Genomic DNA, 23,932 nt, shown 5'->3' with positions numbered 1-23,932 from the left:
CCATTTCATGCTGCATTCACTGAGGAAACAGAGTAGACACGCCAAAACGCAGATTTAAGATCGGAACATTATGGCCGTGACATTGAAAGAGGTTGCAGAACGCGCCGGGGTCTCCCGCTCCGCGGTGTCACGCACCTTCACGGACGGCGCTTCCGTTTCTGACAAGATGCGCCGCAAAGTGGAAAAGGCAGCGCGCGAGCTGGGCTACAGCCCAAATGCGCTGGCATCTTCACTCACCACAGGCCGCACAAAACTCATCGGTCTTATTTCCAACAACTTCCACAACCCGATTTTTCTTGAGGTTTTTGATCTCTTCACACGCGGCCTTCAGGATCGCGGCCTGCGCCCCCTTTTGGTGAACCTCACAGACGAAACCGACCCGGAAAATTCCGTGCGCATGCTGCGCCAGTATTCCGTAGATGGGGTTGTGGTGGCCTCCTCCACCCTGCCCCCGGGCTTTGCCAAAGCGTTCCGCGATGCGGGTGTGCCAGTAGTGCATTCCTTTGGCCGCGCCTCCTCATCCCCACAAGTGCATGTGGTGGGAATCGACAACGCAGAATGCGGCCGCATGGCAGCCCGCGAGCTTGTTGAGCGCGGCTACACCCATGTTGGTTTCATGGGCGGCCCTGAAGGCGCGACCTCGACCCAAGATCGCTACACTGGCTTCATGTCAGAGATGTCGGCACACCCAAATGTGAAAGTCAGCTATTCATTTGCCGACCAATATTCCTTTGACGCCGGACGGCGCGAAATGCTTCGCCTCCTACAAAACAGCCCCGCGCAAGCGTACTTTTGCGGGGATGACGTTCTCTCAATCGGCGCACTTTCTGCAATTGATGACAGCGGTCTGAGTTGCCCGGAAGATATCGGCCTCATTGGCCTCAACGACATGGAAATGTCGCGCTGGGAGAACATCGACCTCACAACCATCCACCAGCCAATCCGGCAAATTGTAACGTCATCAATTGAACTGATGGTCGCAATGCTCGACGATCCCGAGCGCTACCCGGAAACGCGAATTTTCCCTTGTTCGATTGTGGAAAGAGGCACCTTAAGGCGCCCCCATTAGATCAGCCGCAACGCAGGAAACCCGATCAAACACCTAAGCAGGATTTAAACGCAGCAGCCTGCTGCTCAGAGAAGACACCGCCCGGCACCACACCAACCGCCTGCTGTGGGGTGATGTATCGATATAGATCCCCCTTTACACCGGCCTGCTTCCAACAGCGTTCAATATCTGCCTCAGCCACACCAGAGACTTCTTTAGACGACGAGCCGGATCCGCAGCCGACCAAAACCGCCGCGCCCAACACCAAGGCGACATGAAACTTCATTTGACTTTCCTTCTTAAGTATACGTCTGAAATCAACCTAAAAGAGTTGTTCAGATCAAAAAAGATACAATAAGAAGAATTATTAAAGCTCCCGAGCACCGCAGGATCACTCAACGCGAGCCCAGCAATGCCCGTTTATCATGGACCCTACCGAAACATCGGCGGCCGCGCATCCATCCAGGCGCCACCGTCTTTGGCAGAGGCCACGGCGGTATAAACCGCCGCCATGGAGCGCACACCCGCCGCAGCATCCGGCAAACCGTCACGCGCCTCACCCGCAATCGCATCGGCTAAATCGCAATAGATGTTGGCAACGGCCAGCGGGAAGCCTTCCGGATGAGCAATCGCCACACGGCTCAGCCGCTGCGCATCCTCACAGAGCCCTGCCTCACCCTTTTCGATCACCTGCGTGCGGCCACCAACAGGCGTGTAGATCAGCTGGTTCGGCTGCTCAGACGCCCAGCGCAGCCCGCCGGTTTCACCAAACACCTGAATATCAAAGCCATGCTGTCGCCCGATGGCCACCGAAGAAGTCCACAGCCGTCCCACGGTGCCACCACTCATGCGGAAATTGACCATCGCGTCATCTTCCAACTCGCGACTCGCAATGGTCGACGCAAAATCTGCCGACAGGCTTTCCACTTCATCATCCGCGATAAAGCTTGCCATGTGCAGCGCGTGAATACCGCAATCTGCGAACTGTCCCGACACACCCGCCATCGCAGGATCATAACGCCAGCGCACCCTTGGATTGTCAGCATCCGTGGCATCCCCATGGTGGCCATGACTGAAGTTTGTCACCACCAATCGCACCTTGCCGATCTCACCTGCACGCACCATTGCACGGGCCTGTCGCACCATCGGATAGGCGGAATAGCAATAGTTCACCGCACAGATCTTGCCCGAGGCAGCCGCGATCTTCACGATCTCCTCCCCCTCCTCCACAGTCATGGTCATAGGCTTTTCGCAAAGGACGTTAAAACCCGCTTCCAAAAACGACTTGGTGATCTCAAAATGAGTGGAGTTTGGTGTGGCCACCGTGACCAGATCGACGCGATCCTCTCGACCTCGCTCTCCCGCCAGCATTTCAGTCCAATCGCCATACGCACGATCTTCAGCCACACCGAGGCGCTGCGCATATTCCTGACCCACTTCAGGCCGATGATCCAGCGCACCAGCCGTAAACTCAAAGCGCCCATCCGCCAGCGCCCCCAATCGGTGAGCCGGTCCGATCTGGCTGCCTTCGCCGCCACCAATCATACCCCATTTCAGCTTTTTCATGAGCTCTCTCCTCCCCATGATGTCAGCGGAGAGGCACCGACGTTGCACCCCCGCAATACTGTTGCGATACCGCCGTTTTACAGACGTGATACCGACGTCACATTTTAGGTGAAACCAATGGTTTCCAGATACTCTCGGTTCTTGCGCGCATCTCCGACAGGGTCTGGATCCAAGAGCGGATCACAATCCTGCTCCACTGTGCACCACCCCTCAAATCCAGCATCCAACAGAACCTGGCGAACTGCCGGGAAATCCACATCCCCATCACCAAGGTTGCAGAAAATCCCTTGCCCGCAAGCGTCATAGAAACCCGTGCGATTGGCGATCACCTCAGCCTTGACCTTCGGGTCTATGTCTTTGAAGTGCATGTAAGAAATGCGCCCCACATGCTTTTTCATGAAGGCAACCGGATCAAAGCCTGCATAAGAATGATGGCCCGTGTCAAAACAGATCTTCAGAAGGCTCTCGTCTACTTCATCCAGAAGACGCTCAAGTTCTGGTTCAAAATCCATAAACCCCGCAGCATGCGCATGAATACCAACCGTGAGCCCATATTCCTCAGAGCCGATACGCGCCGTCTCAGCAATACGGTCACGATAGGCGTTCCACTCAGCCTGATCCATCTGCTCCGCCTCACCCGCACGCCCAGCAGTTGGCGCCCGACGTGGAGAGATTGAGTCAATTAAAACAAGATGTTGCGCACCATGCGCCTTCAGAGCCTTAGCTGTCCGATGGGTGGCGTCGAGCACATCTTCCCAAGCGCTTGGATCATGATAGGCGCGGAACACCACGCCACCAATCAACTCCAGCTCATGCTCCGCCAAAGCATCCGACAACACGGCCGGATCTTCTGGCATAAAGCCCACCGGGCCCAGCTCAATCCCCTTATATCCCGCTTCAGCGCATTGCTTTAAAACAGTTTTCCAGCTCGGGTTGCGGTCATCTTCCGCAAATTCAACACCCCAAGAGCAGGGCGCATTGCCAATTCGCATCGTCATTGCTTGTCACTCCGAAAATTCAGAAGCTGTTGATATCTTCCCAGCTCTTGGCCTCACTTGAAGCCAAAGCTGCTGCGATCACGCGGTTTACCTCATGTCCATCGCGAAAGGTCGGCCAGACCGCTTCCCCGGTTTCAATCGCGCGCAGAAAGTCCCGCGCCTCGATGATGATCTGATCCTGATATCCGGTACCGTGCCCCGGTCCTTGGCAGAAGGGCTCATAGTCCGGATGCGCGGGGCCGGTCAGGATTTTCACAAATCCGCGCGTCTCCTCAGGACCGTCCATGCGATAGAGCCAAAGCGCATTCTGATCTTCCTGATCAAAACGGATCGCCCCTTTTGTCCCTGTGATTTCATAGGCGTAGCCCATCTTGCGACCCGTTGCGATCCGCGAGAAATACATATGACCCATAGCGCCATTCTGAAACCGGCACATGATCTGCGCGTGATCGTCGTTGGTCACACGACCGCCCGGGCGCTCCGCATGAACTGTCTCGACCTCCCCCATAACCTTTGCAATCGGTCCCAACAAAGCGAGTGCGGCATTCACCATATGCGGCGCCAAATCCCCCATGGTGCCATTGGCCATACCTTCTGTGCGCCAACTCGCTGACGCCTCCGGGTCTGCATAGAAATCTTCGGTGTGCTCCCCGCGAAACCAGGTCACATCCCCAATCACGCCATCCGCAATCAGCTTGCGCGCAAATTGCGTTGCAGGCGTGCGCACATAGTTGAAGCCAACCATATTGGCGACACCTGCCGCCTCAGCAGCAGAGACCATAGCCGCCCCATCCGCAATCGACGCCCCCAAGGGCTTTTCACAGAGAACAGGTTTGCCCAGCGCGAAGGCGGCTTCCGCTATGTCACGATGAGTCTCTTGCGGCGTCGCAATGACAATTGCTTCCACCTTCGGATCCGCCACCAGCGCCCGCCAATCCGCCGTCGCACGCGCAAACCCAAACGCAGCACGATATCGCTCTGCACTCTCAGACCGGGAGGCACAGACCATCTCAAGCCGCGGGCGCAATGCCGTATTAAACACAGCGCCGACCGCAGACATCGCAACCGCATGGGCTTTCCCCATGTAGCCGCCACCACATATGCCTATGCCAATCTCCGTCACCTTTGGCGCTCCGTTTTGAAATTCAGTTTGCAACCGGTTGCAAAACTTGTATCGTGAGAATCGAAAGCTCGCAAGCTGCATTCGAGGGAGGTCGCAAAATTCTCCCCGAAAACACCAAAGGGTTCGCGCTCAAATGACGACAGAAAACTCCACGATCCGCCTCACCACGGCGCAAGCCATTATTCGCTGGCTCTCCAATCAGTTCATCGAAATTGACGGGCAGGAAATGCGCGTCTGCGGCGGTGGTTTTGGCATCTTTGGGCACGGCAATGTGACTTGCCTTGGTGAAGCCCTGAACGAGGTCCGTGAAGAGTTACCCCTGTATCGCGGACAAAACGAGCAGAGCATGGGATTTGCCGCAGCTGGCTACGCCAAACAATGGCTGCGCCAACGCTTTATGTTCTGCACCGCCTCCGCCGGCCCTGGCACCGCAAACCTGCTCACCGCATCCGGGCTTGCCCACGCCAACCGCTTGCCCATGCTCATGCTCTGCGGTGACACGTTCCTGACCCGCCTGCCCGACCCCGTGCTGCAGCAGATGGAAAACTTCAACGACCCGACTTTCGGGGTGAATGATGCCTTCAAACCGGTTGTGCGCTACTGGGATCGCATCACGCACCCTGCGCAGGTCATTCAATCACTGCCAAATGCCCTAGCCACCTTGCTGGACCCAGCCGATTGCGGCCCCGCCTTCCTTGGCTTACCTCAGGACGTACAGGGGTGGACTTACGACTACCCGGCAAAGTTCTTTATGAAAAAAGTGCATCGCATCCGACGACAGGCTGCTGACAGCGCGGAGGTTGCAGATGCTGCCGCCGCACTGTCAAAAGCTGAGCGCCCAATGATCATCGCAGGTGGCGGCGTACAATACGCCCAAGCCACGGCAGAACTTGCCGCTTTTGCAGAGAAACACAAAATCCCGGTGGTCGAAACCATCGCTGGCCGCGCCAATATGATGGCAACACATCCGCTCAACTGCGGCCCCATCGGCGTGACTGGCTCTGACAGCGCCAATGCGCTTGCGGCGCAGGCTGATGTGATCCTCGCAGTCGGCACGCGCCTTCAGGACTTCACAACCGGCAGCTGGACAGCCTTTGATCAGGACGCGCAATTTATCTCAATCAACGCCGCCCGTCACGACGCTGGAAAACACATGTCATTGCCTGTTGTTGGCGATGCCAAACTGGCTCTTGAGGCGCTTGATACAGCGCTCACTGTATCTACCCCTCAAAGCTGGCTGGACTTCGCACAGGAAGAGCGCGCCAAATGGGACGCCTATGTGAAAGACAATGTCTCCTACGGGAACCGCCCCAATTCCTATGCCCAAGCCATTGGTGTGGTGAACGACCTCTGTGACCCACGCGACCGGATTGTTGCCGCCGCAGGCGGCCTGCCGGCCGAGGTCACCGCCAATTGGCGCACGCTGGACATCAGCACAGTCGACGTGGAGTTCGGCTTCTCCTGCATGGGCTATGAAATCGCAGGCGCCTGGGGCGCGCGCATTGCGCAGTCCGAGCGTGAACCGGATCAAGACACCATCACCTTCTGCGGCGACGGCTCTTATCTGATGCTGAACTCAGACATCTACTCATCTGTGCTGAGCCGTAAAAAGATGATTGTCCTGGTCTTGGACAACGGCGGCTTTGCAGTGATCAACAAGCTGCAGAACAATACCGGCAACGAGAGCTTCAACAACCTTCTGGAAGACTGCCCCACAATCCCCGAAGCCTTCGGTGTCGACTTCGCGGCTCACGCCGCATCCATGGGCGCCACGTCAGAAAAAGTCTCCAACCCTGCTGAACTGGGCGAAGCCTTCAAGCGCGCCAAGGCAAGCGACAAAACCTATGTGATTGTCATGGATGTGGACGCCTACGAAGGGTGGACAACGGAAGGCCACGCTTGGTGGGAAGTTGGCACGCCGCATGTAACCGAAAACGCAAAGGTCCGCGAGAAGCATCTGGAGATCGAAGCCGAACGCGCCAAACAGCGCAGAGGTGTCTGATGCGCCGCTTCACCAAAGATAACGCGGACCCCGCGGCAATTGTTGAAGAACTTCTGCACGGCGGCGGCGCAGTCGGGATCTCTGGCCTGTTCTCGCCAGAAGACATCGCCGAGGCGCGCGCCATCGTTATGGAGCACTCCGAGCAAGAGGCGCCAAAGGTCACACATTTTCAAGGTGCTGCCGAAGACGATGGCAAGATCAACTTGCAGCGGCGGGTTTGGAATCTTCTGGCCAAAGGAGAGGTTTTCTCCCGCATGGCCGCGCACCCAACCCTGATGACCACCCTACGCCAATTCCTCGGCTCTGAGTTCATCATGGGGTCCATCGCGGCCAACCGCATCCTGCCTGGCGGACCGGGTCAGGAGCCGCATGTGGATTACCCCTACTGGGATTTTCACAAGCCAGAGACCCATCCCATTGGCCTGAACTGCTCTTTCCCGATGAACGCCCAGGTCTCTGTTTTGCTGGACCCTTTCACTGAAGAAAGCGGCGCAACGGCCTACATGCCCGGCTCCCAGAAAGAGCTGCGCTACCCAACGCCTGAAGACAAATTTTACGACACCTGCGCCCGTATGACCGGAGAGCCAGGGGATGTCGCGCTTTTCTATGGCGTCACATGGCACTGCGCCATGCCCAACAACGCAGATCACGACCGCAGCGCGATCCTGATCCAATATCTGCCCAAATGGGTGAAACCCATGGAAGATATGCCCGCAGCTTTGCCGCAATCGTTCATCGACGGTACCAGCCCGGATATGCGCCAACTTTTGGGTCTCAACTACCCCTACCCCGAAGTGCTGGATGCGGCCAAAGCGGGCAATACTGAGGGTCGCACATGAACTTGATCGACGCCATCACCTCCCGCAAATTTGTGGTCTTTGGCCGAGCTGGGATGGACATGTTTGCCGACCCCGTGGGCACAAAATCGGAACTGGCAGAGACCTTTCGCGCCGACCTTGGCGGCTCCTCCGCCAATATTTGCGCCGGCCTCGTAAAACTTGGGTGCGAGGCCGCGTTGGTGACCTCCATCTCTGATGATGCTGTGGGCCGCTTTGCTCAAAATCGGTTAGAGCACTACGGCGTGAACACGCGATACCTACGGACTGTTGGAGGTGAGTATCGCCTCTCTCTCGCTGTTTACGAAAGCTGTATTGAGGACTTTCAGAATGTGATCTACCGCAACGACGCAGTAGACTTTCAAGTCACCAATGACGACGTGGATCGCGTGGACTACGAGGCTTTTGGCGCACTGATCACCGCAGGAACCGTCTTTGCCTCCGAGCCGTCCCGCAGTTCCACCTTCCGTGCCTTTGATAACGCGCGCGCCGCTGGCATGCCTGTGATATTTGACATCGATTACCGCCCCTATTCTTGGCCCTCACCTGAGGTCGCCGCCGACGTGCTATCGCGCGCCGGTGACTCCAGCGACTTGATCGTCGGCAATGACGAAGAGTTCGGCTTCATGGCAGGTGGGATCGAAAAAGGGTTGGGCAAAGCCCGAGAGCTCGCCGCCTCCGGCAAAATGGTAATCTACAAAATGGGCCAAGAAGGCGCGATCACCCTCGCAGATGGCGCAGAAATCCGCACCGGCATCTACCCGGTCACCGCAGTCAAACCAAACGGTGCGGGTGACAGCTTTATGGCAGGCCTGCTGGCGGGCATCGCTGACGGTCTGCCCCTACGAGACGCCGTGCTGCAAGGCTCTGCCTGCGCGTCCATCGTTGTTTCTCAGCCGGGCTGCGCCCCGGCAATGCCCACACCAGCCGAGCTTGAGGCGTTTCTCGCCGCGCACGCCGGCCCCACGCATCCCTGAAGGAGAGGCCCATGCATATCGCGCCTTATGACAATGAAAACAAACCCATCGTGGACGCAGAACACGATCTGGTGCCGCTCAACTATTTCAACATCGTCAAACTCAAAAAAGGCGAAGTCTTTGAGTACGCTGTGCCAGGCTATGAAACCTGCATCGTTCCAGCCACCGGCACAGTACATGTGGACGTCGAAGGCGCCGTCTATGAAAATCTCGGCAACCGCACGGTTGATGTCTGGGATGGCGAACCCGAAGGCGTCTACGTTCCGACCGGCGCCAAAGTGCGCATCACTTGCGTAACGGACGCCACCGAAACTTTCATCGCCGGCGCAAAATACGACAAGGTGCTCGAACCTTTTGACGTGCGCGTGCCAGAGCTGGACCTCGTGCAATACGGCTCTGACAACACCAAAACGCACCGCAAAATCAAGCACATCCTTGGCGCAAACCACCACGACAAAGTGGGCCGCCTGTTGGTGAGTGAGCTCTACACCGTGGGTCAGGGCGGCTGGTCCGGTTTCCCAAGCCACAAACATGACACCGACCGCAAGGGCAATGATGGCGAGATGATCGAAACCCGCCATGACGAGACCTACAATTTCCGCTTCAAGCCCAACTATGGCTCTGGCGTGCAAATGCTTCAGCGTGAAGACAACAAGCCGGGCGATGCCTATCACATCATCGATGGTTCCACGATCCTGCTGGACAAAGGCTATCACCCCTGCGCGGTTTTGCCGGGCTATGAGATGTATTACTTCACCATCCTTGGTGGCCTGTCCCAGCGCAGCCTGAAGCAATACTTCCAGCCGACACACGCGGAACAGCTGCACACAATCCCCGGTATTATGGACATGGTGGCCAAGTTCAAATGAGCCTTGTTACTCTATCTGACGTGCTTCAACCGGCGTTGAAGCAGGGCCACGCTGTGGCTGGACTCGTGACACTTGGTTGGGAAGATATGCGCGCCTATGTGGCTGCTGCCGAGGCAGAAAACGTCCCTGTGATTTTACAAGCGGGCCCCTCTTGCCGCGAGCACACACCTTTGCCGGTCCTGGGTAAAATGTTCACCCATCTGGCGGAAGGTGCGTCTGTGCCCGTCGTCGCTCATCTGGACCACGGCTACACCGCCGAAGAATGCCGGATTGCCATCGACAGCGGATTTTCCTCTGTGATGTTTGATGGCTCACGCAAGCCATTAGCGGAAAACATCGCTGAAACGGCCGCAATTGTGGAAATGGCCCATGCGGCGGGTGTCTCCTGCGAAGGGGAAATCGGCTTTGTTGGCTACTCAGGCGGCGAAAACTCCGACGGCACAAATCCAGAAGAGGCAGCGCACTTTGCCCGTGAGACAAGCGTAGACGCTATGGCCATCTCGGTTGGCAATGTGCACCTGCAACAGGACAAAGAGGGCGGCCTCGATGAGCCGCGCATCCGCGCAATCGAAGCCCTGACCGAGGTTCCTCTGGTCATTCATGGCGGTTCCGGCGTGCCTGTTGCCCAGCGCACATCACTGGCGCGCGGCTCGAAGATCTGCAAGTTCAACATCGGCACAGAGCTCCGTATGGCCTTTGGCAACGCGATGCGCGACGCTGTGAATGCTGATCCGACACGCTTTGACCGCGTTCAAATCCTCAAAGACACCCATGACCCGCTTGTCACAGTCACTCGGACTGTGCTGCGGGCATTCAAAGGGGCTTAAAATGCTCAAAATCGGACTTCTGGGGTGCGGCCGTATCGGTCAGGTACACGCCCGCTCCGTTTCTCAACTCGACGGCGTCGCCGTCACCGCGGTGGCGGACGCCTTTGAGGCACCAGCCGCCGATCTGGCCTCCAAAGCCAATGCCAAGGTGTTGCTGTCTGAGGATCTGATCCAAAGTGCAGATGTGGACGCTGTTGTGATCGGCACCCCCACCGACACCCACTACGATCTGATCCATGCGGCGTGTGACGCTGGCAAAGCGATCTTTTGCGAAAAACCGGTGGACATGTCTGCGGATCGTATCCGCGAATGCATGACTGCGGTGGAGGCATCAGGCGTTGCCTTCATGACCGCCTTCAACCGCCGGTTTGATCCCAACTTCGCGCAGGTTCAGGCACGGATTTCGGCTGGCGAAATCGGTGGCGTCGAACTGGTCACCATTCAGTCACGCGACCCATCTCCCCCCCCGGTGTCCTACATCAAAACCTCTGGCGGCCTGTTCCGCGACATGATGATCCATGACCTCGACATGGCACGCTTCCTGCTTGACGAAGAGCCGACCAACGTGTTCGCGGTGGGCTCCTCTCTGGTAGACCCGGAAATCGGCGCAGCTGGTGATGTGGACACGGCGGCTGTCACGCTCACCAGCGCAAGCGGCAAGATCTGCCAAATCTCCAACTCTCGTCGCGCGACCTATGGCTACGATCAGCGCATTGAGGTGCATGGCGCAAAGGGCATGCTGCGGGCTGAAAACATGCTGGAAACCACCGTAGAAGTGGCAACAGAGAGCGGCTTCCGCCGCGCCCCTGCACAGCACTTCTTCCTAGAACGCTACGAAGCCGCCTACCGCGCCGAGATGGCCCATTTTGTGCAAGCCGTGTCAGAGGGCACCACACCCTCGCCCAACATCACGGACGGGCTCCGCGCTCAGGTTCTGGCAGACGCCGCAGCGCAGTCTCTGGAGAGTGGCGCACCGGTCGCGGTCTGACCATCCCCAGCGGTCACGCACCTATGTGGCCTCTCAAAATTGCAAACGCCCGGCGGTATCGCGGGGCGTTTTTTGTCATCACTTGCCGAAAAGCTTGGGGCGCTCAGAAACACATTTTCGCAAGCACGTCTCACGCTCACGCCAATGATCCGGCAAAACAGGCGCATCTTCTTTTGCAGCGTCCTGCCCGCTCCAAGATTGTTCCCGTGTCGCAACACGCAGCGTATTTGAAAGAATTCCCAACATATCATGCACTCCTAGAGGTCTCCTGCATCCGATATTGCTGGACATTCGCAATTCATGCGATTCAATATGATTTCCATACTGTAAGTTGGAATTACATATGGATTGGTCTGCTCTCCCCTCCCTCTCCGCCCTACGCGCATTTGAAGCGGCCGCCCGCCATCAAAGCCTCAGCGCCGCAGCACGCGAACTCAACGTCACCCATGCGGCCATTGCCCAACACGTGCGCCAATTGGAGGCTGAGCTTTCAGAACCGCTGCTCTACAGGTCAGGTCGCGGGGTGGCCACTACAGAGGCTGGCCAACAACTGGCCCGCCAGCTCAGCGAGGGATTTTCCATCATTTCAGAGGGCGTAGACGCCCTGCGCCAACAAACCAACGCGCGCCCACTTGCCGTCAGCCTCACCCCGTCTTTCGCGATCAACTGGCTGATGCCGCGCATGGGCGGCTTCTGGCAGGCGCACCCCGAGGTCACCGTCAGCCTAACCCCCAACTCTGCGCTGATTGACCTCCGCCGCGACGGGTTTGACATGGCGATACGCTTTGGTGATGGCCAATGGCCAGGACTGGAGAGCACCCTACTAACCAGAGGCGAATTCTGGGTCGTCGCGTCACCAACGCTGCTAGTAGGTCAAACACTCAACACCATGCAGGATGTCAGCCATCTTCCATGGCTGATGGAAAACCATATGCTGGAGCTGCGCCGCGTCATCGAAGATGCGGATCTCGACCTATCAACAATCGATCTTACCGTTCTGGAAACCAATGAACTTGTCATCTCCGCCTCCCTCGCGGGTCTTGGCGTTTCAGTACACCCCAGATCGCTGGTTGAGCGCGACGTCGCCGCAGGCACGCTTACGCATATTTGCTCCTTGATGCGCGAGGAGCTGGGCTACCACATCGTCACGCTTCCGGGCCGTAACAGCCCCAACCTGCGCATTTTTCGCAAATGGCTGATGAAGGCCGCAACAAGCTGACCAACCGCAAATTGTTCTTTCTTTGTTCTGGCGCGCACGCTAGCGTCGCCGTATGGTTCTACGCATCTCAAACCGCGACGCCCGCCGTATCTGGCTCTCCTTGCAGGGATTGGCTGAATCGCCGACAGGTCCCGCTGATCCACGCGCCACAATCCGCAAGCTTGGCTTTGTGCAACTCGACAGCATTCAGGTTTTGTCCCGCGCACATCACCACATCCTGTGGTCGCGCAATCAGAACTATCGGGAACCAATGCTCAACACGCTTCTCGCCGAGGATCGCGCCGTGTTTGAACATTTCACCCACGATGCCTCTGTTTTACCGATTGAAACATACCCGTACTGGCGCGCGCAATTTGCCCGGCGAAAGGCGAAGATGGATGAGAAAGGCTGGTATGCTGATGCGCTGACCACCTGTGCCGATCTTGGCATCAAAGAACGCATCACAGCCGAAGGCGCGCTTTCCACCGAGGCATTTGACACCAAAATAGAAGGCCCAAAGGAGATGTGGTCCCGCCCACCACACAAACGCGCACTGGATTACATGTGGTATGCAGGGGAGCTCGCCACCTGCTATCGACAGAATTTCAAAAAGTTCTACAACCTGCCTGAACGGGTCATTCCCGAAGCCCTACGCACCCGCGATATCCCGCACACAGACCAAATTGATTGGCTGTGCCGCGGGGCCGTTGCGCGATTGGGCTTTGCCACTTCTGGCGACATCAAGCGCTTTTGGGAAGCCGTTGATCCGCCCGATGTCCGCGCCTGGGTCGAAGCATCTGATCTGATCCCCGTAGAAATCCAGGCAGCCAACCGTGATTGGATCCCCATGCTCGCCACACCGAATATCAAGGCACAACTGGATAGCGCACCGGCCCCCACCAGCCGCCTGCGTCTCCTCAACCCGTTTGATCCGGTCATCAGGGACCGCGACCGGCTCTCGCGCCTCTTTGGTTTTGACTACCGCATCGAAATCTTCGTTCCCGCCGCCAAACGCATCTGGGGCTACTATGTCTATCCCCTATTGGAAGGCGACCGCTTCGTGGGCCGGATCGAATGCAAGGCTGACCGAAAGAAAGGCGTGTTGACTGTGACGCAGCTTTGGGTGGAACCCGGCGTGCGCTGGACGGATGCGAGAGCGCGCAAATTGGACGCAGAGCTCGCTCGCATGGGTCGGTTTATAGGAACATCAGACATTCAATGGATGTGCCAAAGGCCCAACGCCCAAACCTCCTAAAGCACCCCATGCCAGCGCAAGAACACGATCAGGCAAGCCGCAAAAAGGATCAGGTTGAAGCTCACAGAACCCAGCACATCCAAAATGCGATCAATGCGCCGTTCACGCACGTCCACCGCTTTCAAATGCGCTTCAATCTCAGCAAAGGCCCGTTTCACCGCCACGCCATCAACCTGCATCATAAGCTTGGGGTGCTGACCCAGCTTGTGAGCCTCCGCGATCACTCCTGCCTGTCGATGCAGACGTGTTGGTGCGCGACGGCCAATTTTGCGCATGGCGCGCTCAAGTGATTTGGCCCGAACGCCATATTTTTCGCGCGCCAGCTCCAAGAGACGGGCCACTTTTGCTTCGATTTCATCACCTGTCATCATCGGCGTAGCCTAAATCGCAATTCCCGAAGGGGAAACCGATTTTTAGCGTGGATCATACAAGCGCGTGAGATCGCGACGCCTTGGCAACAGCGCTCTCAACAAACAATATCCAAGCTTTGCACCACCACACTCAGCGCTGGCACCCGCGACCAAGCCGCGCTATCACGCGGTTATGATGAATTTGATCACCCATGGCACCGCCACCGACGAACCTGATTTGCTGATCGTACACGGCCTCTTCGGCTCAGGCCGCAATTGGGGCGCGGTCGCCAAACGGCTTTCTGCCACACGTCGCGTGATCTGCGTGGATCAGCGCAACCATGGGCAAAGCCCATGGCACGACAGCCATTCTTACGAAGACATGGCCGCGGATCTGGCTGAGGTGATCAAAGCCCAAGGCGCACCAATGGATGTGCTCGGCCATTCTATGGGCGGCAAGGCGGCCATGGTGCTTGCCCTGAGCCAGCCTAGCCTAGTGAACAGGTTGATCGTGGCCGACATCGCACCTGTGGCTTATGCCCATGATCAGAACCAAAACATTGCAGCCATGCGCGCTGTAGATCTTTCTGTGGTCACAAAACGCGCGGACGCGATCGCACAGCTGGCCGAGCACCTTGAAGACACCACGCTACAGACCTTTTTCACCCAGTCTCTGGACGTAAAAGAACAGCGGTGGCGCCTCAATCTCGATGTTCTGGACAGTGAAATGCCGAAAATCCTCAGCTTTCCAGACATCCCCGGCGCCTTTGAGGGCCCCACTCTTTTTTTGAGCGGCGCAGACTCCGACTATGTCGCCACCGAGTATCGCCCAACCATCCGGGAGAAATTCCCCAAAGCCCGCTTCGCAAAAATTCGCGATGCGGGCCATTGGTTGCACGCGGAAAAACCCCGCGAGTTTATCGCTTCAGTGCAGGCCTGGCTGGATCTTTGACCGCGAGGCGCTTGCCCTTACCTCAGCGGGCGTAAAGCGCCTGCGCAACTTTCCAGCTCACCGGAAAAGCCACCAGAAAGCCGATCAGCGCAGCACCAAAGAGGCCTAGGCCGGTATTCATGCCTGCAACCAGCGCGGCAATAACGGCTACACCTGCACAGGTCGAGCCAATGAAAATGTGCAAAATAGTGGCCAATCTCAGCATCGGGAAAGCTCCTTCTCTTGTTCCCCGAAGACCTATCACAGGCAGCCTCCAAATCCTTGATTTGGATCAGCTTTGAGCCGCTATTGACAGTTCACTCTGCCAAAAACCGCATCACAACCGCGCCCTGCCCATCCATGAGCACCGTGCCACCATCCATGATACCGACAGAGGAGATTTGTGTCAGTGTTTTGAAGAAAGCCGTTTCCTGCGCGTTCAGCTCATCACTGCACGCCATTCGCGTGCTCGCCAGAGGCCCAATGCTCAAACGATCACCCGTGCGCGTGTAGCTGCCTGTAAACCGATTGCAGCCGCTGCTCCCGCTCACGCGACCATCTGCGCCAAACTCAATCTGGGGCACACGCTCACTTTGCACGACCTCGCCGTTCATCACCACCACCAGCCAGCTGCCGATGGTCAGGTCCACATCTCCACGAGACGGCATCCGCTCCACCATGACCTCTACGTCTTCCGGCGCATCCTGGGTCAAGGCCGCAAAGCGCTGGGTACTGCGCCAAAGCACATCCCCACCAACTCTGATAATTGCTCTCACCGAATACCGCCCGTTCTCAGCGACCATCCCATCATCATAGGCCAGTCGAAAAGCAATCGGCGCCTGTCCCTCTGGTTTCAAGACCTGCCGCGCCAACACGACGGAGGCCACATCCATTTTGTTCACATCCTCAAGCGTGACTTCCACCAAAGCTTCCGGCGGCAGCGCCACCCGCTCTCGATAGGAAACACTGCCAAGCAAATCCTGAATGTCAGCCGCCGCGCCCCCGGCGATCAGCGGTAGCGCCAACCCTGCACCTAAAATCAACTTTGCGACTGTTTGAGCAAACGACATGAATTCTGCCCTACTAGCGTAACACGGCCTCAGGTTTCCAAGAGAGAAATCAACCTCTTCCGCCACAACCTAAGCACAGCCCCTTGCGCTTTCTAAGCCCACGGGGGCCGTGCGGCAAACCGCCGCCCATCATGCCAAGTCAACGCAGCACATTTTACCTTTTACGACCTTTGGCCCTCTTGGCCTTCTGCATGTCTCTGCTACGCTGCTCCCATGCTCCATTCTGACGCGACAACCACGCAAACCCGCTTCTCCAGCGCCCTTGTGGTGGACGATCACCCGCTCTTTTGCGACGCACTTGTGATGACGCTGCAGGCCATCTCGCCAATCAAACAGGTTGCCACAGCTCCGTGCCTCACCGATGCGATCACCTGGCTTTCAACGAACCCAGCACCGGACCTTGTTGTGCTTGACCTCAACCTGCCAGATGTTGACGGTTTTGACGGTCTGCTCCGTCTCGGCAAAGCCACCTCAGCACGCGTTCTGGTGGTTTCCTCGATGGCCGACAGCCGCACGGTCAACGCCGCCCTTCAGGCGGGAGCCGCCGGGTTTGTCCCCAAACACAGCCAGCGCGATATGTTCCGCCGTGCTCTTGAGGCGATTGGATCCGGGCAGACTTTCACCCCGGAAGGCCACGTGAACAGCTCAGAAACAGAGGACGCTACCCAGGACGCGGTGGCCCGCCTCGCCTCTCTCACCACCCAGCAGTCGCGCATCCTTGATCTCATCTGCGAAGGCAGGCTCAACAAGCAAATCGCCTATGAGCTCTCCATCGCTGAAACCACTGTCAAAGCACATGTCACGGCGATCATGCGCAAACTTGGGGTCCATAGCCGCACCCAAGCCGTGCTCATCGCCAAGGAAGCCAGTTTTGACGAACACTTGCGCAGCAGCGGTTAGCATGGCTACCTTGTGGAGGTGACCGAGGGAGCGGTCACGGGAGGACATTGCCAGCTATGGACGCCAGCACGCCATTTACGGATGCCACAATTGTGCGCACGGGCTTTGCGGATTGCCGCGCGCCCGATGCCATGGCGCAACTGGCCAACGCACTTGGATCAGACCCTTTGGCACTGGTCATCCTCTTTGTGTCACCGGACACAAACCTGCCTGAGTTGGTTGCCAAGGCCGAAACCCACTTCAACGAAACAAAAGTTGTGGGATGCACCACCGCAGGAGAGCTTGGCGCGAAGGGTTACACAGAAGGCGAAATTGTTGCCGTAGGGCTGCCCGCTGCGCATTTCGCCATCAAAGCGCTTTTCATTGATGACCTCGCCGAATTGCGGGCTCAGGAGCGGATCAGTGAGATGATCCAAAACCGAAATGCGCTCGCAGCCGATCACCCACGCTGGGCATCAGAATTTGCGTTTTTGCTCGTAGATGGGCTTTCCACCCGCGAAGACGCACTAGCCGCCGAGCTGGCGATGGGCTTAGGGCCAGTGCCGCTTTTTGGTGGCTCTGCAGGTGACGGAGAGGATTTTGGCGTAACGCATGTTTTTTATGAAGGTGCCTTTCACACCAATGCCGCCGTTCTCATCCAAATTCGGTCCAACTGCCCCGTACATGTGTTCAAAACCGATCATCTGCGGCCCACCGAGCAAAAGATGGTGGTCACCGCAGCAGACCCAACAACGCGCTTGGTGCATGAAATCAACGCGGAGCCCGCGGCACGGGAATACGCCCGCATTCTTGGCAAAGATCCGGAACAGCTTTCCACATTCACTTTTGCCGCACATCCCGTTGTGGTCCGGATCGGTGACCAAACCCACGTCCGCGCCATTCAACGTGTGGCGGACAACGGCGATCTGGTGTTTTTCTCAGCCATTGACGAGGGAGTTGTTCTTACCCTCGCGGAACCTGAAGACATGGTGTCCCATCTAGAGCGCGAACTGTCGGTTCTGTCTGACCAGCGCCCCCCCGATATGATCCTGGGCTGCGACTGCCTGCTCCGGCGCGTCGAAGCCACGCAAAAGCAGGTCACCACAGAGATTTCCCGCGTGCTGGCAAAACACAAAGTGGTTGGCTTTTCGACCTACGGTGAACAGATCAATTCCATGCACGTGAACCAAACCTTCACTGGTGTCGCCATCTATCCGCCACTGGAAGACTAAGCCCATGGCGCCTCAGTCCCTAGTAGATCCCGCCGACACGCTTGAGCGGCAAAACCAAAAACTGCTGACCATCGTTGACACGCTGATGCGACGGGCTGAAGCCAGCCCTGACAGCACCGGCGTGGCATATGCGCAATTTGAACGCGCTGTGATGCTTGAAGAGGAGGTCCGCGCCCGCACGCTCGAGCTTGAGCGTGCTCTGGATCTTCTGAACACCTCCAATGCATCTCTTGCGCAAGCCAACGCCGAGGCCGAGGCCGCGCGCGCCAACCTCGCCAACGCCATTGAAACGGTGCAAGAGGGATTTGCGCTCTTTGATGCAAACGAGAATTTGGTGATGTGTAACAGCCGCTTTGGCAAACACATGCGCGATGTGCACCACCTTTTCAAACCCGGCTTGCCCTTTGCCGAATATGTGCGCATCGTCTCTGCAAGCCCCTATTTGGAACTTCCCCAAGGCACCACCTCGGAGGATTGGCAGAAACGCCGCATGATCCGCCACCGCGAACAGCATGTGGTCTTCAACGCCCGCATGGCGGGTGACCGCTGGCTGCAGGTGTCAGAGCACCGCACCCGCGACGGCGGCACCGTGGTGCTGCAAACCGATGTCACCGACATGATGCTGATCGAGCGGCAGGAACGCGAACGCCTGCTGGACGATCAGGCCCGGCTGGTAAAAGCAACCCTGGAACACCTCAATCAAGGCGTGGGCATCTTTGATCGCGAAGCCAGACTGGTCGGCTGGAACCGTCGATTGGGCGAGCTTCTGTCGATCCCGCTGCGCCGCTTCCGCTTGGGCCTGCCTTTTCGCACAGTCTATGACCAACTCTCCCGCATCGTGACCTTCCGCAACGCGACCGACGCGGTGGACCTCTTTGAATGGTCCGCCCATCAGGGCCGCCGCGCACCGCTGTCTTTTGAAGTCGCATTGGGTGAAGACCGCACACTGGCCGTATTTGCCCAGCACATGCCTGATGGTGGCTTCGTGATTTCCTTCACAGACATCACAACCGAACGTCGGGCATTGCGCGCAATCTCTCAGGTGAATGAAACGCTGGAGCGCCGCGTACAGGAACGCACTCTGGAACTGCGCGACGCCCTGGCTGAGGCCGAACGCGCCAACGCATCCAAATCACGGTTCGTGGCCGCCGCCAGTCACGATTTGCTGCAACCGCTTTCTGCGGCGAAGCTATACCTCTCCTCATTGGAAAACGACCTTGAAGCGCCAGATCAGCGCGAACGCCTCGTGAAAGCGACCGGCGCGCTGCAAAGTGTTGAAGACATACTCGGAGCACTTCTGGACATCTCCAAACTTGATTCCGGACGTGTAGCCGTCCATGAGAGCCGCATCCCTCTCAATGAACTGCTACAGCAACTGCATAGCGAATTGTCCCCTGCTGCAGCTGAAAAGGGATTGCGATTTGACCTGCGAACCGCCGACCTCTCCGTCACCTCAGACGCCACTTATTTGCGTCGGATTCTGCAAAACCTGATGGGTAACGCGCTGCGCTACACCAATGCCGGCCGCGTTCTGGTGGGCACAAGGCAGCGGGGCAACACCGTCGTTGTGGAAATCTGGGACACCGGCCCCGGCATTCCCCCTGAACAACACCAAAAGGTCTTTGACGAGTTCCACCGCGTAAACGCAGCCGCCAGCCCTGCCGAAGGTTTGGGACTTGGACTTGCAATTGTTGAACGCGCATGCCGTCTTCTAAAGCATCCCTTGGAACTTCACTCCACCCCCGGCCGCGGCACACGGTTTTGCGTCACACTGCCTCTGGCCGCCGTGCATGAAACCCCTCCTCCTACAGAGGTTCTGCCAACTCAGTCGAGCGAGCCACTGACCCACCGGATCGTCTTGCTTGTCGAAAATGACGAAGCTCTTAGGCAAGCGATCAGCATGACACTTGAAAACTGGGGCGCGGATGTTCTGTCTTGCGGCAGCGATGTAGAAGCCCTCGACCTCCTGCGGGAAATCGACATCGCCCCCGATGTCGTTCTGGCAGACTACCAACTCGACAATGGCGCGACAGGGACGGATCTCATCTCCATCCTGCGCGAGCTGTTCGGACCTTTACCAGCTTGCGTTATCTCTGCAAACCGCTCCCCCGATCTGTCAGCGCTTTGTGCGGCTCTGAATGCGCCGCTTTTGCACAAACCTCTGGACCTGGAAGCCCTGCAAGACGCCCTTCAGAACGCCCCACCCCCGTCGGCTTAGACACCGACAATGCACACCCGCGATACAGACGCGATATTGACGCAATACAGACGTGATACCGACGCCAAATTTACCCCTTTCCGCGCGCCCTGACACCGCCTAAATAAATGATATTGCAGTAGCTCGGAGCCAGCCATGACCCGCCTTCAAATCGCCTTGGACGCCATTGACGAAGCCAACGCAAAAGATCCCAGAATGGATGAAGGCCAACCCGAAGCTTTGCTCTATGGGACGCGGATGTCGGAGGAAGCCAACCGGCTTTTTCCCAATGCTTCCGAGAGCTTACAGATTGCAGCACGGGGTCAGCATATCGAGCGCTGGGTCTTGAAACGGGCCGATTACCCTGAAGGCCGCGCAGGTTATCTCAAATGGCGTCGCGACCTCGCGATGCACCACGCTGATCGTGTTTCGACCATCATGGGCGATGCGGGTTTCTCAGAAGATGAGATTTCTAAGACCGGAGCGATGCTGCGCAAAGAAGGCATCAAACGCAACGATCAAGTTCAAGCTCTTGAAGACATTATCTGTTTTGTCTTCTTGAAGTGGTACTTCGCGCCTTTCGCAGCCAAGCATCCTGAAGAAAAAGTGCTCGATATCGTGGTTAAAACGGCGCGTAAAATGTCCGCTGACGCCCGCACCCGCGTGCTCGCTGAATTCGATCTGCCCGCTGATCTTGCTGTAGCTTTCGAAGCCCCCAACACATGAGCACTCCGCAACGCGAAGCTCTCATCGTAGCTCATGGACAGCCGTCTGTGCCCGTCCCTCCCGAACTGTGGCTTCAAGGATTCGCTGCAGCGGTTGGCAAGCATCTGCCCGGCTGGCACATTCGCGCAGCCACCTTGGCGATGCCCGAAGCTCTGGAGCTGCAAGTGGCTGAAATGCCAACAGGTTCACCAATTTTTCCAATGTTCATGGCGGACGGTTGGTTTGTCTCGAAAGTCCTTCCCCGGCGGCTCAACGGCGCTGATCTCAGCATTCTGCCACCGCTCGGTTTTCACCCTGCTCTGCCGGACGTCGCAGCCGCAAGCATCCGAACGAAGCTCACCTCGCTAGGTTGGGAGGTCACCGAGAGTCACTTGCTTTTGGCCGCTCATGGCTCAGCCAAAGGCCGCAAAGCCGCAGCCTCTGCCAACGCCTTCGCTCAACTGCTCAGAGACCGCCTCAAGGACCTAATAATCACCACAGGCTTTGTCGAAGAAGCGCCTTTTATAGCCGACGCCGCGCGGGACCTGCCAAAGCAAAGCCTGTGCCTGCCATTCTTCGCGCTGGAAGGAGAGCACTGCCGGGAGGACATCCCTGAAGCGCTTGAAGAAGCAGAGTTTTCCGGGCACCTCATGGCACCTATTGGCACATGGGACGAAGCGGCAAAAATGGTTGCTGACACCTTCCGCAACTGTGCCTAAAGCGACCCGCCCCGCGTGACTTGTGGCTCCAATTTTATAGTTTGGGCCGGCGGATTCGGCCCCTGTGACGCCAAAATGATCTCCGCCGCCTTCTGGCCGATCTCAAATCGATGGGCGTCCGTCGTTGCCAAGGTCATCGGCAAACCACGCAACAGTTTCAAATTGTTGAACCCAGCCAGCGCCAACTCGTCGGGAACTGAAATTCCCTTAGCCAGGCAATGCATGTACGCACCAACGCTCAAAACGTCACTTGAGAAATAGATACATTCCAGCTCCGGCGTCCTCGCCAGCAACATCTCGGTCAACTCATGACCCGTCTCAATCGATGACACCCCAGAATAAAGCTCTTGATCCACAAGTGAAACACCTGCTTCTTCGAGCGCTTGTTCAAAACCTTTCAGGCGTTTTTCGGCCCGATAATCCTGCGGCATCTTGGTGCCGATAAAGCCGATCTTCTGATAGCCCGCCTCTAAAATGGTGCGCGCCATCACGCGACCAGCTTCAAGATGTGAGATCCCGACACAGTGTTTGACCGGATCCCCATCTACATCCATCACTTCGACAACTGGACAATCTGCATTTGCCAACATCTTGCGCGCAGCATCATTGTGCTCAAGCCCTGCAACGACCACGCCAGTTGGTCGCCAACTCAGCATCTCGCGAATGACTTCTTCTTCTTCCAGAAGATCATACCCAGTGACACCAATCACCGGCTTCAGTGGCGTGTCTTTCAGCGTTGAACTGATGCCTGAGAGAACCTCAGGAAAAACAGAAGAATTGAGGCTCGGGACCACCACGCCCACAAGATTCACTTTGCTCGAAGCCAACGCTCCGGCAATTCGATTCGGCACATATCCGACTTCACGCGCGATCTGCTCGACCTTTTGACGCGTGGCTTCAGAGACGTCCTGAGCACCACGTATGGCGCGCGACGCAGTCATCTCACTCACGCCTGCGAGCTTGGCGATGTCTTTGAGAAGTAGCTTTTTTCCCATGTCCAGATCGTCTGACACAACCACCTCCAACGCAACCCTGAAAGCGCACCTCGCAGAAGTTCGTGAGACCCCTTGATTCCAGAAAGATTAGAGTATACCGATAGCGCTAACGGTGGCGCTACCACAAGCGCTGTTTTAGGGTGTTGGGAGAAAGACATGACCACCAAGATAGCCATCAACGGATTTGGCCGCATCGGGCGCGGCGTACTGCGCGCCCTGATCGAAAGCGGCGCAGACGATATTGAAGTCGTAGCCATCAACGATCTGTCACCGAACGACCATCTCATTCACCTACTGAAGTACGACAGCGTACACGGCCGCCTGAACGCGGATGTGACGCTGGAAGGCGACGTGATGAAAGTCGCTGGCCAATCGATCCGCCTTACCGCGATCCGCGACCCGCAAGAACTGCCCTGGTCCGACGTGGACGTAGCCTATGAATGCACGGGCATCTTCACTGCACGCGACAAAGCGGCGCTGCTGCTGGAAAGCGGTGCCAAGCGCGTTTTGATCTCCGCTCCCGGTGCAAATGCTGACAAGACGGTTGTCTTTGGCGTCAACGACGATGCGCTGACTGCCGAGGATATGATTGTCTCAAACGCGTCCTGCACCACCAACTGTCTCGCACCAGTGGCCAAAGTGCTCGACGATGCTTTCGGCATCAAAACCGGCTACATGACAACGATCCACGCCTACACCGGCGATCAGCCAACCCATGACACAAACCACAAAGATCTCTACCGCGCCCGTGCCGCCGCGCTGTCCATGATCCCAACTTCGACTGGCGCCGCCCGGGCGATCTCTCTCGTATTGCCGCACCTGAAAGGCAAACTGGAAGGTTCCGCCGTGCGCGTGCCCACCGCCAATGTCTCTATGGTTGACTTGGTGTTTGTGCCTTCCAAAGAAGCTTCTGTGGAAAGCGTGAACGCCGCCGTCAAAGCTGCCGCCGAAGGCCCGCTCAAAGGCGTGCTCGGCTATGAGGAAGCACCACTTGTCTCCGCGGACTTCAACCATGACAGTCATTCTTCGGTCTTTGCACCGGCTCAGACCAGCGTCACCGAAGATGGTCTGGTGCGCGTCGTCAGCTGGTATGACAACGAATGGGGATTCTCCAACCGTATGCTCGACACAGGCCGCCGCATGGGCGCGCTTCTGAAGGGTTAAGTC

24 protein-coding genes are annotated in these 23,932 nt (G+C 57.4%); 16 read left to right on the top strand and 8 right to left on the bottom strand.

The genetic code is table 11. The annotated features are described in order from the left end of the window. The first annotated feature begins 70 nt into the window (after positions 1–70). Complete coding sequence (locus J7412_RS11250; protein ID WP_209078717.1) at positions 71–1,069, top strand: LacI family DNA-binding transcriptional regulator; 999 nt, start codon at positions 71–73, stop codon at positions 1,067–1,069. 25 nt (positions 1,070–1,094) lie between these two features. On the opposite strand, the gene J7412_RS11245 is transcribed toward J7412_RS11250, so the two are convergent. From J7412_RS11245 to J7412_RS11230, 4 genes are all read right to left on the bottom strand, one after another. Next, entirely contained in the window at positions 1,095–1,334 is a 240-nt protein-coding gene (locus J7412_RS11245) for a 50S ribosomal protein L20 (RefSeq protein WP_209078716.1), read from the bottom strand. 146 nt (positions 1,335–1,480) lie between these two features. Further along, positions 1,481–2,614: a Gfo/Idh/MocA family oxidoreductase gene (locus J7412_RS11240; protein ID WP_209078715.1), complete on the bottom strand. Its 1,134-nt coding sequence runs from the start codon at positions 2,612–2,614 to the stop codon at positions 1,481–1,483. Positions 2,615–2,718: 104 nt separating this feature from the next. After that, positions 2,719–3,612, bottom strand: coding sequence for a TIM barrel protein (locus J7412_RS11235; RefSeq protein WP_209078714.1), 894 nt, complete (start codon positions 3,610–3,612; stop codon positions 2,719–2,721). Between the two features lie 19 nt (positions 3,613–3,631). Then, entirely contained in the window at positions 3,632–4,735 is a 1,104-nt protein-coding gene (locus J7412_RS11230) for a Gfo/Idh/MocA family oxidoreductase (protein ID WP_209078713.1), read from the bottom strand. A gap of 133 nt (positions 4,736–4,868) precedes the next feature. On the opposite strand from J7412_RS11230, the gene iolD reads away from it, so the two are divergent. From iolD to J7412_RS11190, 8 genes are all read left to right on the top strand, one after another. Continuing rightward, positions 4,869–6,737, top strand: a complete 1,869-nt coding sequence (gene iolD / locus J7412_RS11225) for a 3D-(3,5/4)-trihydroxycyclohexane-1,2-dione acylhydrolase (decyclizing) (RefSeq protein ID WP_209078712.1) — start codon at positions 4,869–4,871, stop codon at positions 6,735–6,737. Then, positions 6,737–7,576, top strand: a complete 840-nt coding sequence (locus J7412_RS11220; RefSeq protein ID WP_209078711.1) for a phytanoyl-CoA dioxygenase family protein — start codon at positions 6,737–6,739, stop codon at positions 7,574–7,576. The genes iolD and J7412_RS11220 overlap by 1 nt, the downstream gene beginning before the upstream one ends. Then, positions 7,573–8,550 (top strand): PfkB family carbohydrate kinase, encoded by a 978-nt coding sequence (locus J7412_RS11215; protein WP_209078710.1) that lies wholly within the window; start codon positions 7,573–7,575, stop codon positions 8,548–8,550. Before J7412_RS11220 ends, J7412_RS11215 begins: the two co-directional genes overlap by 4 nt. An 11-nt stretch (positions 8,551–8,561) precedes the next feature. Then, positions 8,562–9,419, top strand: a complete 858-nt coding sequence (locus tag J7412_RS11210) for a 5-deoxy-glucuronate isomerase (RefSeq protein WP_209078709.1) — start codon at positions 8,562–8,564, stop codon at positions 9,417–9,419. Beyond that, positions 9,416–10,246 carry a class II fructose-bisphosphate aldolase gene (locus J7412_RS11205; protein ID WP_209078708.1) on the top strand — a complete coding sequence of 277 codons (831 nt, stop codon included), beginning with the start codon at positions 9,416–9,418 and terminating at the stop codon, positions 10,244–10,246. The genes J7412_RS11210 and J7412_RS11205 overlap by 4 nt, the downstream gene beginning before the upstream one ends. A gap of 1 nt (position 10,247) precedes the next feature. Further along, positions 10,248–11,234, top strand: a complete 987-nt coding sequence (gene iolG, locus J7412_RS11200) for an inositol 2-dehydrogenase (protein WP_209078707.1) — start codon at positions 10,248–10,250, stop codon at positions 11,232–11,234. Between the two features lie 343 nt (positions 11,235–11,577). After that, positions 11,578–12,453 carry a LysR family transcriptional regulator gene (locus tag J7412_RS11195; RefSeq protein WP_209078706.1) on the top strand — a complete coding sequence of 292 codons (876 nt, stop codon included), beginning with the start codon at positions 11,578–11,580 and terminating at the stop codon, positions 12,451–12,453. A 52-nt stretch (positions 12,454–12,505) separates the two neighbouring features. Beyond that, positions 12,506–13,687 (top strand): crosslink repair DNA glycosylase YcaQ family protein, encoded by a 1,182-nt coding sequence (locus J7412_RS11190; RefSeq protein WP_209078705.1) that lies wholly within the window; start codon positions 12,506–12,508, stop codon positions 13,685–13,687. Here J7412_RS11190 and J7412_RS11185 read toward each other — a convergent pair. Next, the gene (locus J7412_RS11185) at positions 13,684–14,058 is read right to left on the bottom strand and encodes a hypothetical protein (RefSeq protein ID WP_209078704.1); all 375 of its coding nucleotides are present in this window, start codon (positions 14,056–14,058) and stop codon (positions 13,684–13,686) included. The two genes, J7412_RS11190 and J7412_RS11185, sit on opposite strands and share 4 nt — an antisense overlap. A gap of 172 nt (positions 14,059–14,230) precedes the next feature. Between J7412_RS11185 and J7412_RS11180 the strand changes: the two genes are divergently transcribed. Next, the gene (locus J7412_RS11180) at positions 14,231–14,989 is read left to right on the top strand and encodes an alpha/beta fold hydrolase (protein WP_209078703.1); all 759 of its coding nucleotides are present in this window, start codon (positions 14,231–14,233) and stop codon (positions 14,987–14,989) included. Positions 14,990–15,011: 22 nt separating this feature from the next. Here J7412_RS11180 and J7412_RS11175 read toward each other — a convergent pair whose 3' ends face one another. Next, the gene (locus J7412_RS11175; protein ID WP_209065079.1) at positions 15,012–15,194 is read right to left on the bottom strand and encodes a CTP synthetase; all 183 of its coding nucleotides are present in this window, start codon (positions 15,192–15,194) and stop codon (positions 15,012–15,014) included. 91 nt (positions 15,195–15,285) lie between these two features. Then, positions 15,286–16,038, bottom strand: coding sequence for an META domain-containing protein (locus J7412_RS11170; RefSeq protein ID WP_209078702.1), 753 nt, complete (start codon positions 16,036–16,038; stop codon positions 15,286–15,288). A gap of 213 nt (positions 16,039–16,251) precedes the next feature. Between J7412_RS11170 and J7412_RS11165 the strand changes: the two genes are divergently transcribed. The 5 genes from J7412_RS11165 (at position 16,252) to J7412_RS11145 (ending at position 21,770) form a co-directional block, all read left to right on the top strand. After that, positions 16,252–16,938, top strand: coding sequence for a response regulator transcription factor (locus J7412_RS11165; protein WP_209065081.1), 687 nt, complete (start codon positions 16,252–16,254; stop codon positions 16,936–16,938). A gap of 56 nt (positions 16,939–16,994) precedes the next feature. Further along, positions 16,995–18,149, top strand: coding sequence for an FIST N-terminal domain-containing protein (locus J7412_RS11160; protein WP_209078701.1), 1,155 nt, complete (start codon positions 16,995–16,997; stop codon positions 18,147–18,149). 4 nt (positions 18,150–18,153) lie between these two features. Further along, the gene (locus tag J7412_RS11155; protein ID WP_209078700.1) at positions 18,154–20,367 is read left to right on the top strand and encodes a PAS-domain containing protein; all 2,214 of its coding nucleotides are present in this window, start codon (positions 18,154–18,156) and stop codon (positions 20,365–20,367) included. A gap of 135 nt (positions 20,368–20,502) precedes the next feature. Then, positions 20,503–21,072 (top strand): DUF4202 domain-containing protein, encoded by a 570-nt coding sequence (locus tag J7412_RS11150; RefSeq protein ID WP_209078699.1) that lies wholly within the window; start codon positions 20,503–20,505, stop codon positions 21,070–21,072. Beyond that, on the top strand, positions 21,069–21,770 hold the full coding sequence (locus J7412_RS11145) for a CbiX/SirB N-terminal domain-containing protein (protein WP_209078698.1): 702 nt from the start codon (positions 21,069–21,071) through the stop codon (positions 21,768–21,770). The genes J7412_RS11150 and J7412_RS11145 overlap by 4 nt, the downstream gene beginning before the upstream one ends. Here the strand turns inward: J7412_RS11145 and J7412_RS11140 are convergent. Beyond that, positions 21,767–22,765 (bottom strand): LacI family DNA-binding transcriptional regulator, encoded by a 999-nt coding sequence (locus J7412_RS11140; RefSeq protein WP_209078767.1) that lies wholly within the window; start codon positions 22,763–22,765, stop codon positions 21,767–21,769. The two genes, J7412_RS11145 and J7412_RS11140, sit on opposite strands and share 4 nt — an antisense overlap. 156 nt (positions 22,766–22,921) lie before the next feature. Between J7412_RS11140 and gap the strand changes: the two genes are divergently transcribed. Further along, the gene (gene gap, locus J7412_RS11135; RefSeq protein WP_209078697.1) at positions 22,922–23,929 is read left to right on the top strand and encodes a type I glyceraldehyde-3-phosphate dehydrogenase; all 1,008 of its coding nucleotides are present in this window, start codon (positions 22,922–22,924) and stop codon (positions 23,927–23,929) included. Positions 23,930–23,932 lie beyond the last annotated feature (3 nt).

Source organism: Shimia sp. R9_3, assembly GCF_017743755.1.
Taxonomy (GTDB): Bacteria; Pseudomonadota; Alphaproteobacteria; order Rhodobacterales; family Rhodobacteraceae; genus Shimia.
The sequence above is the reverse complement of the archived record's forward strand: the minus strand, read 5'-3'. Positions and strand labels throughout refer to the sequence as shown.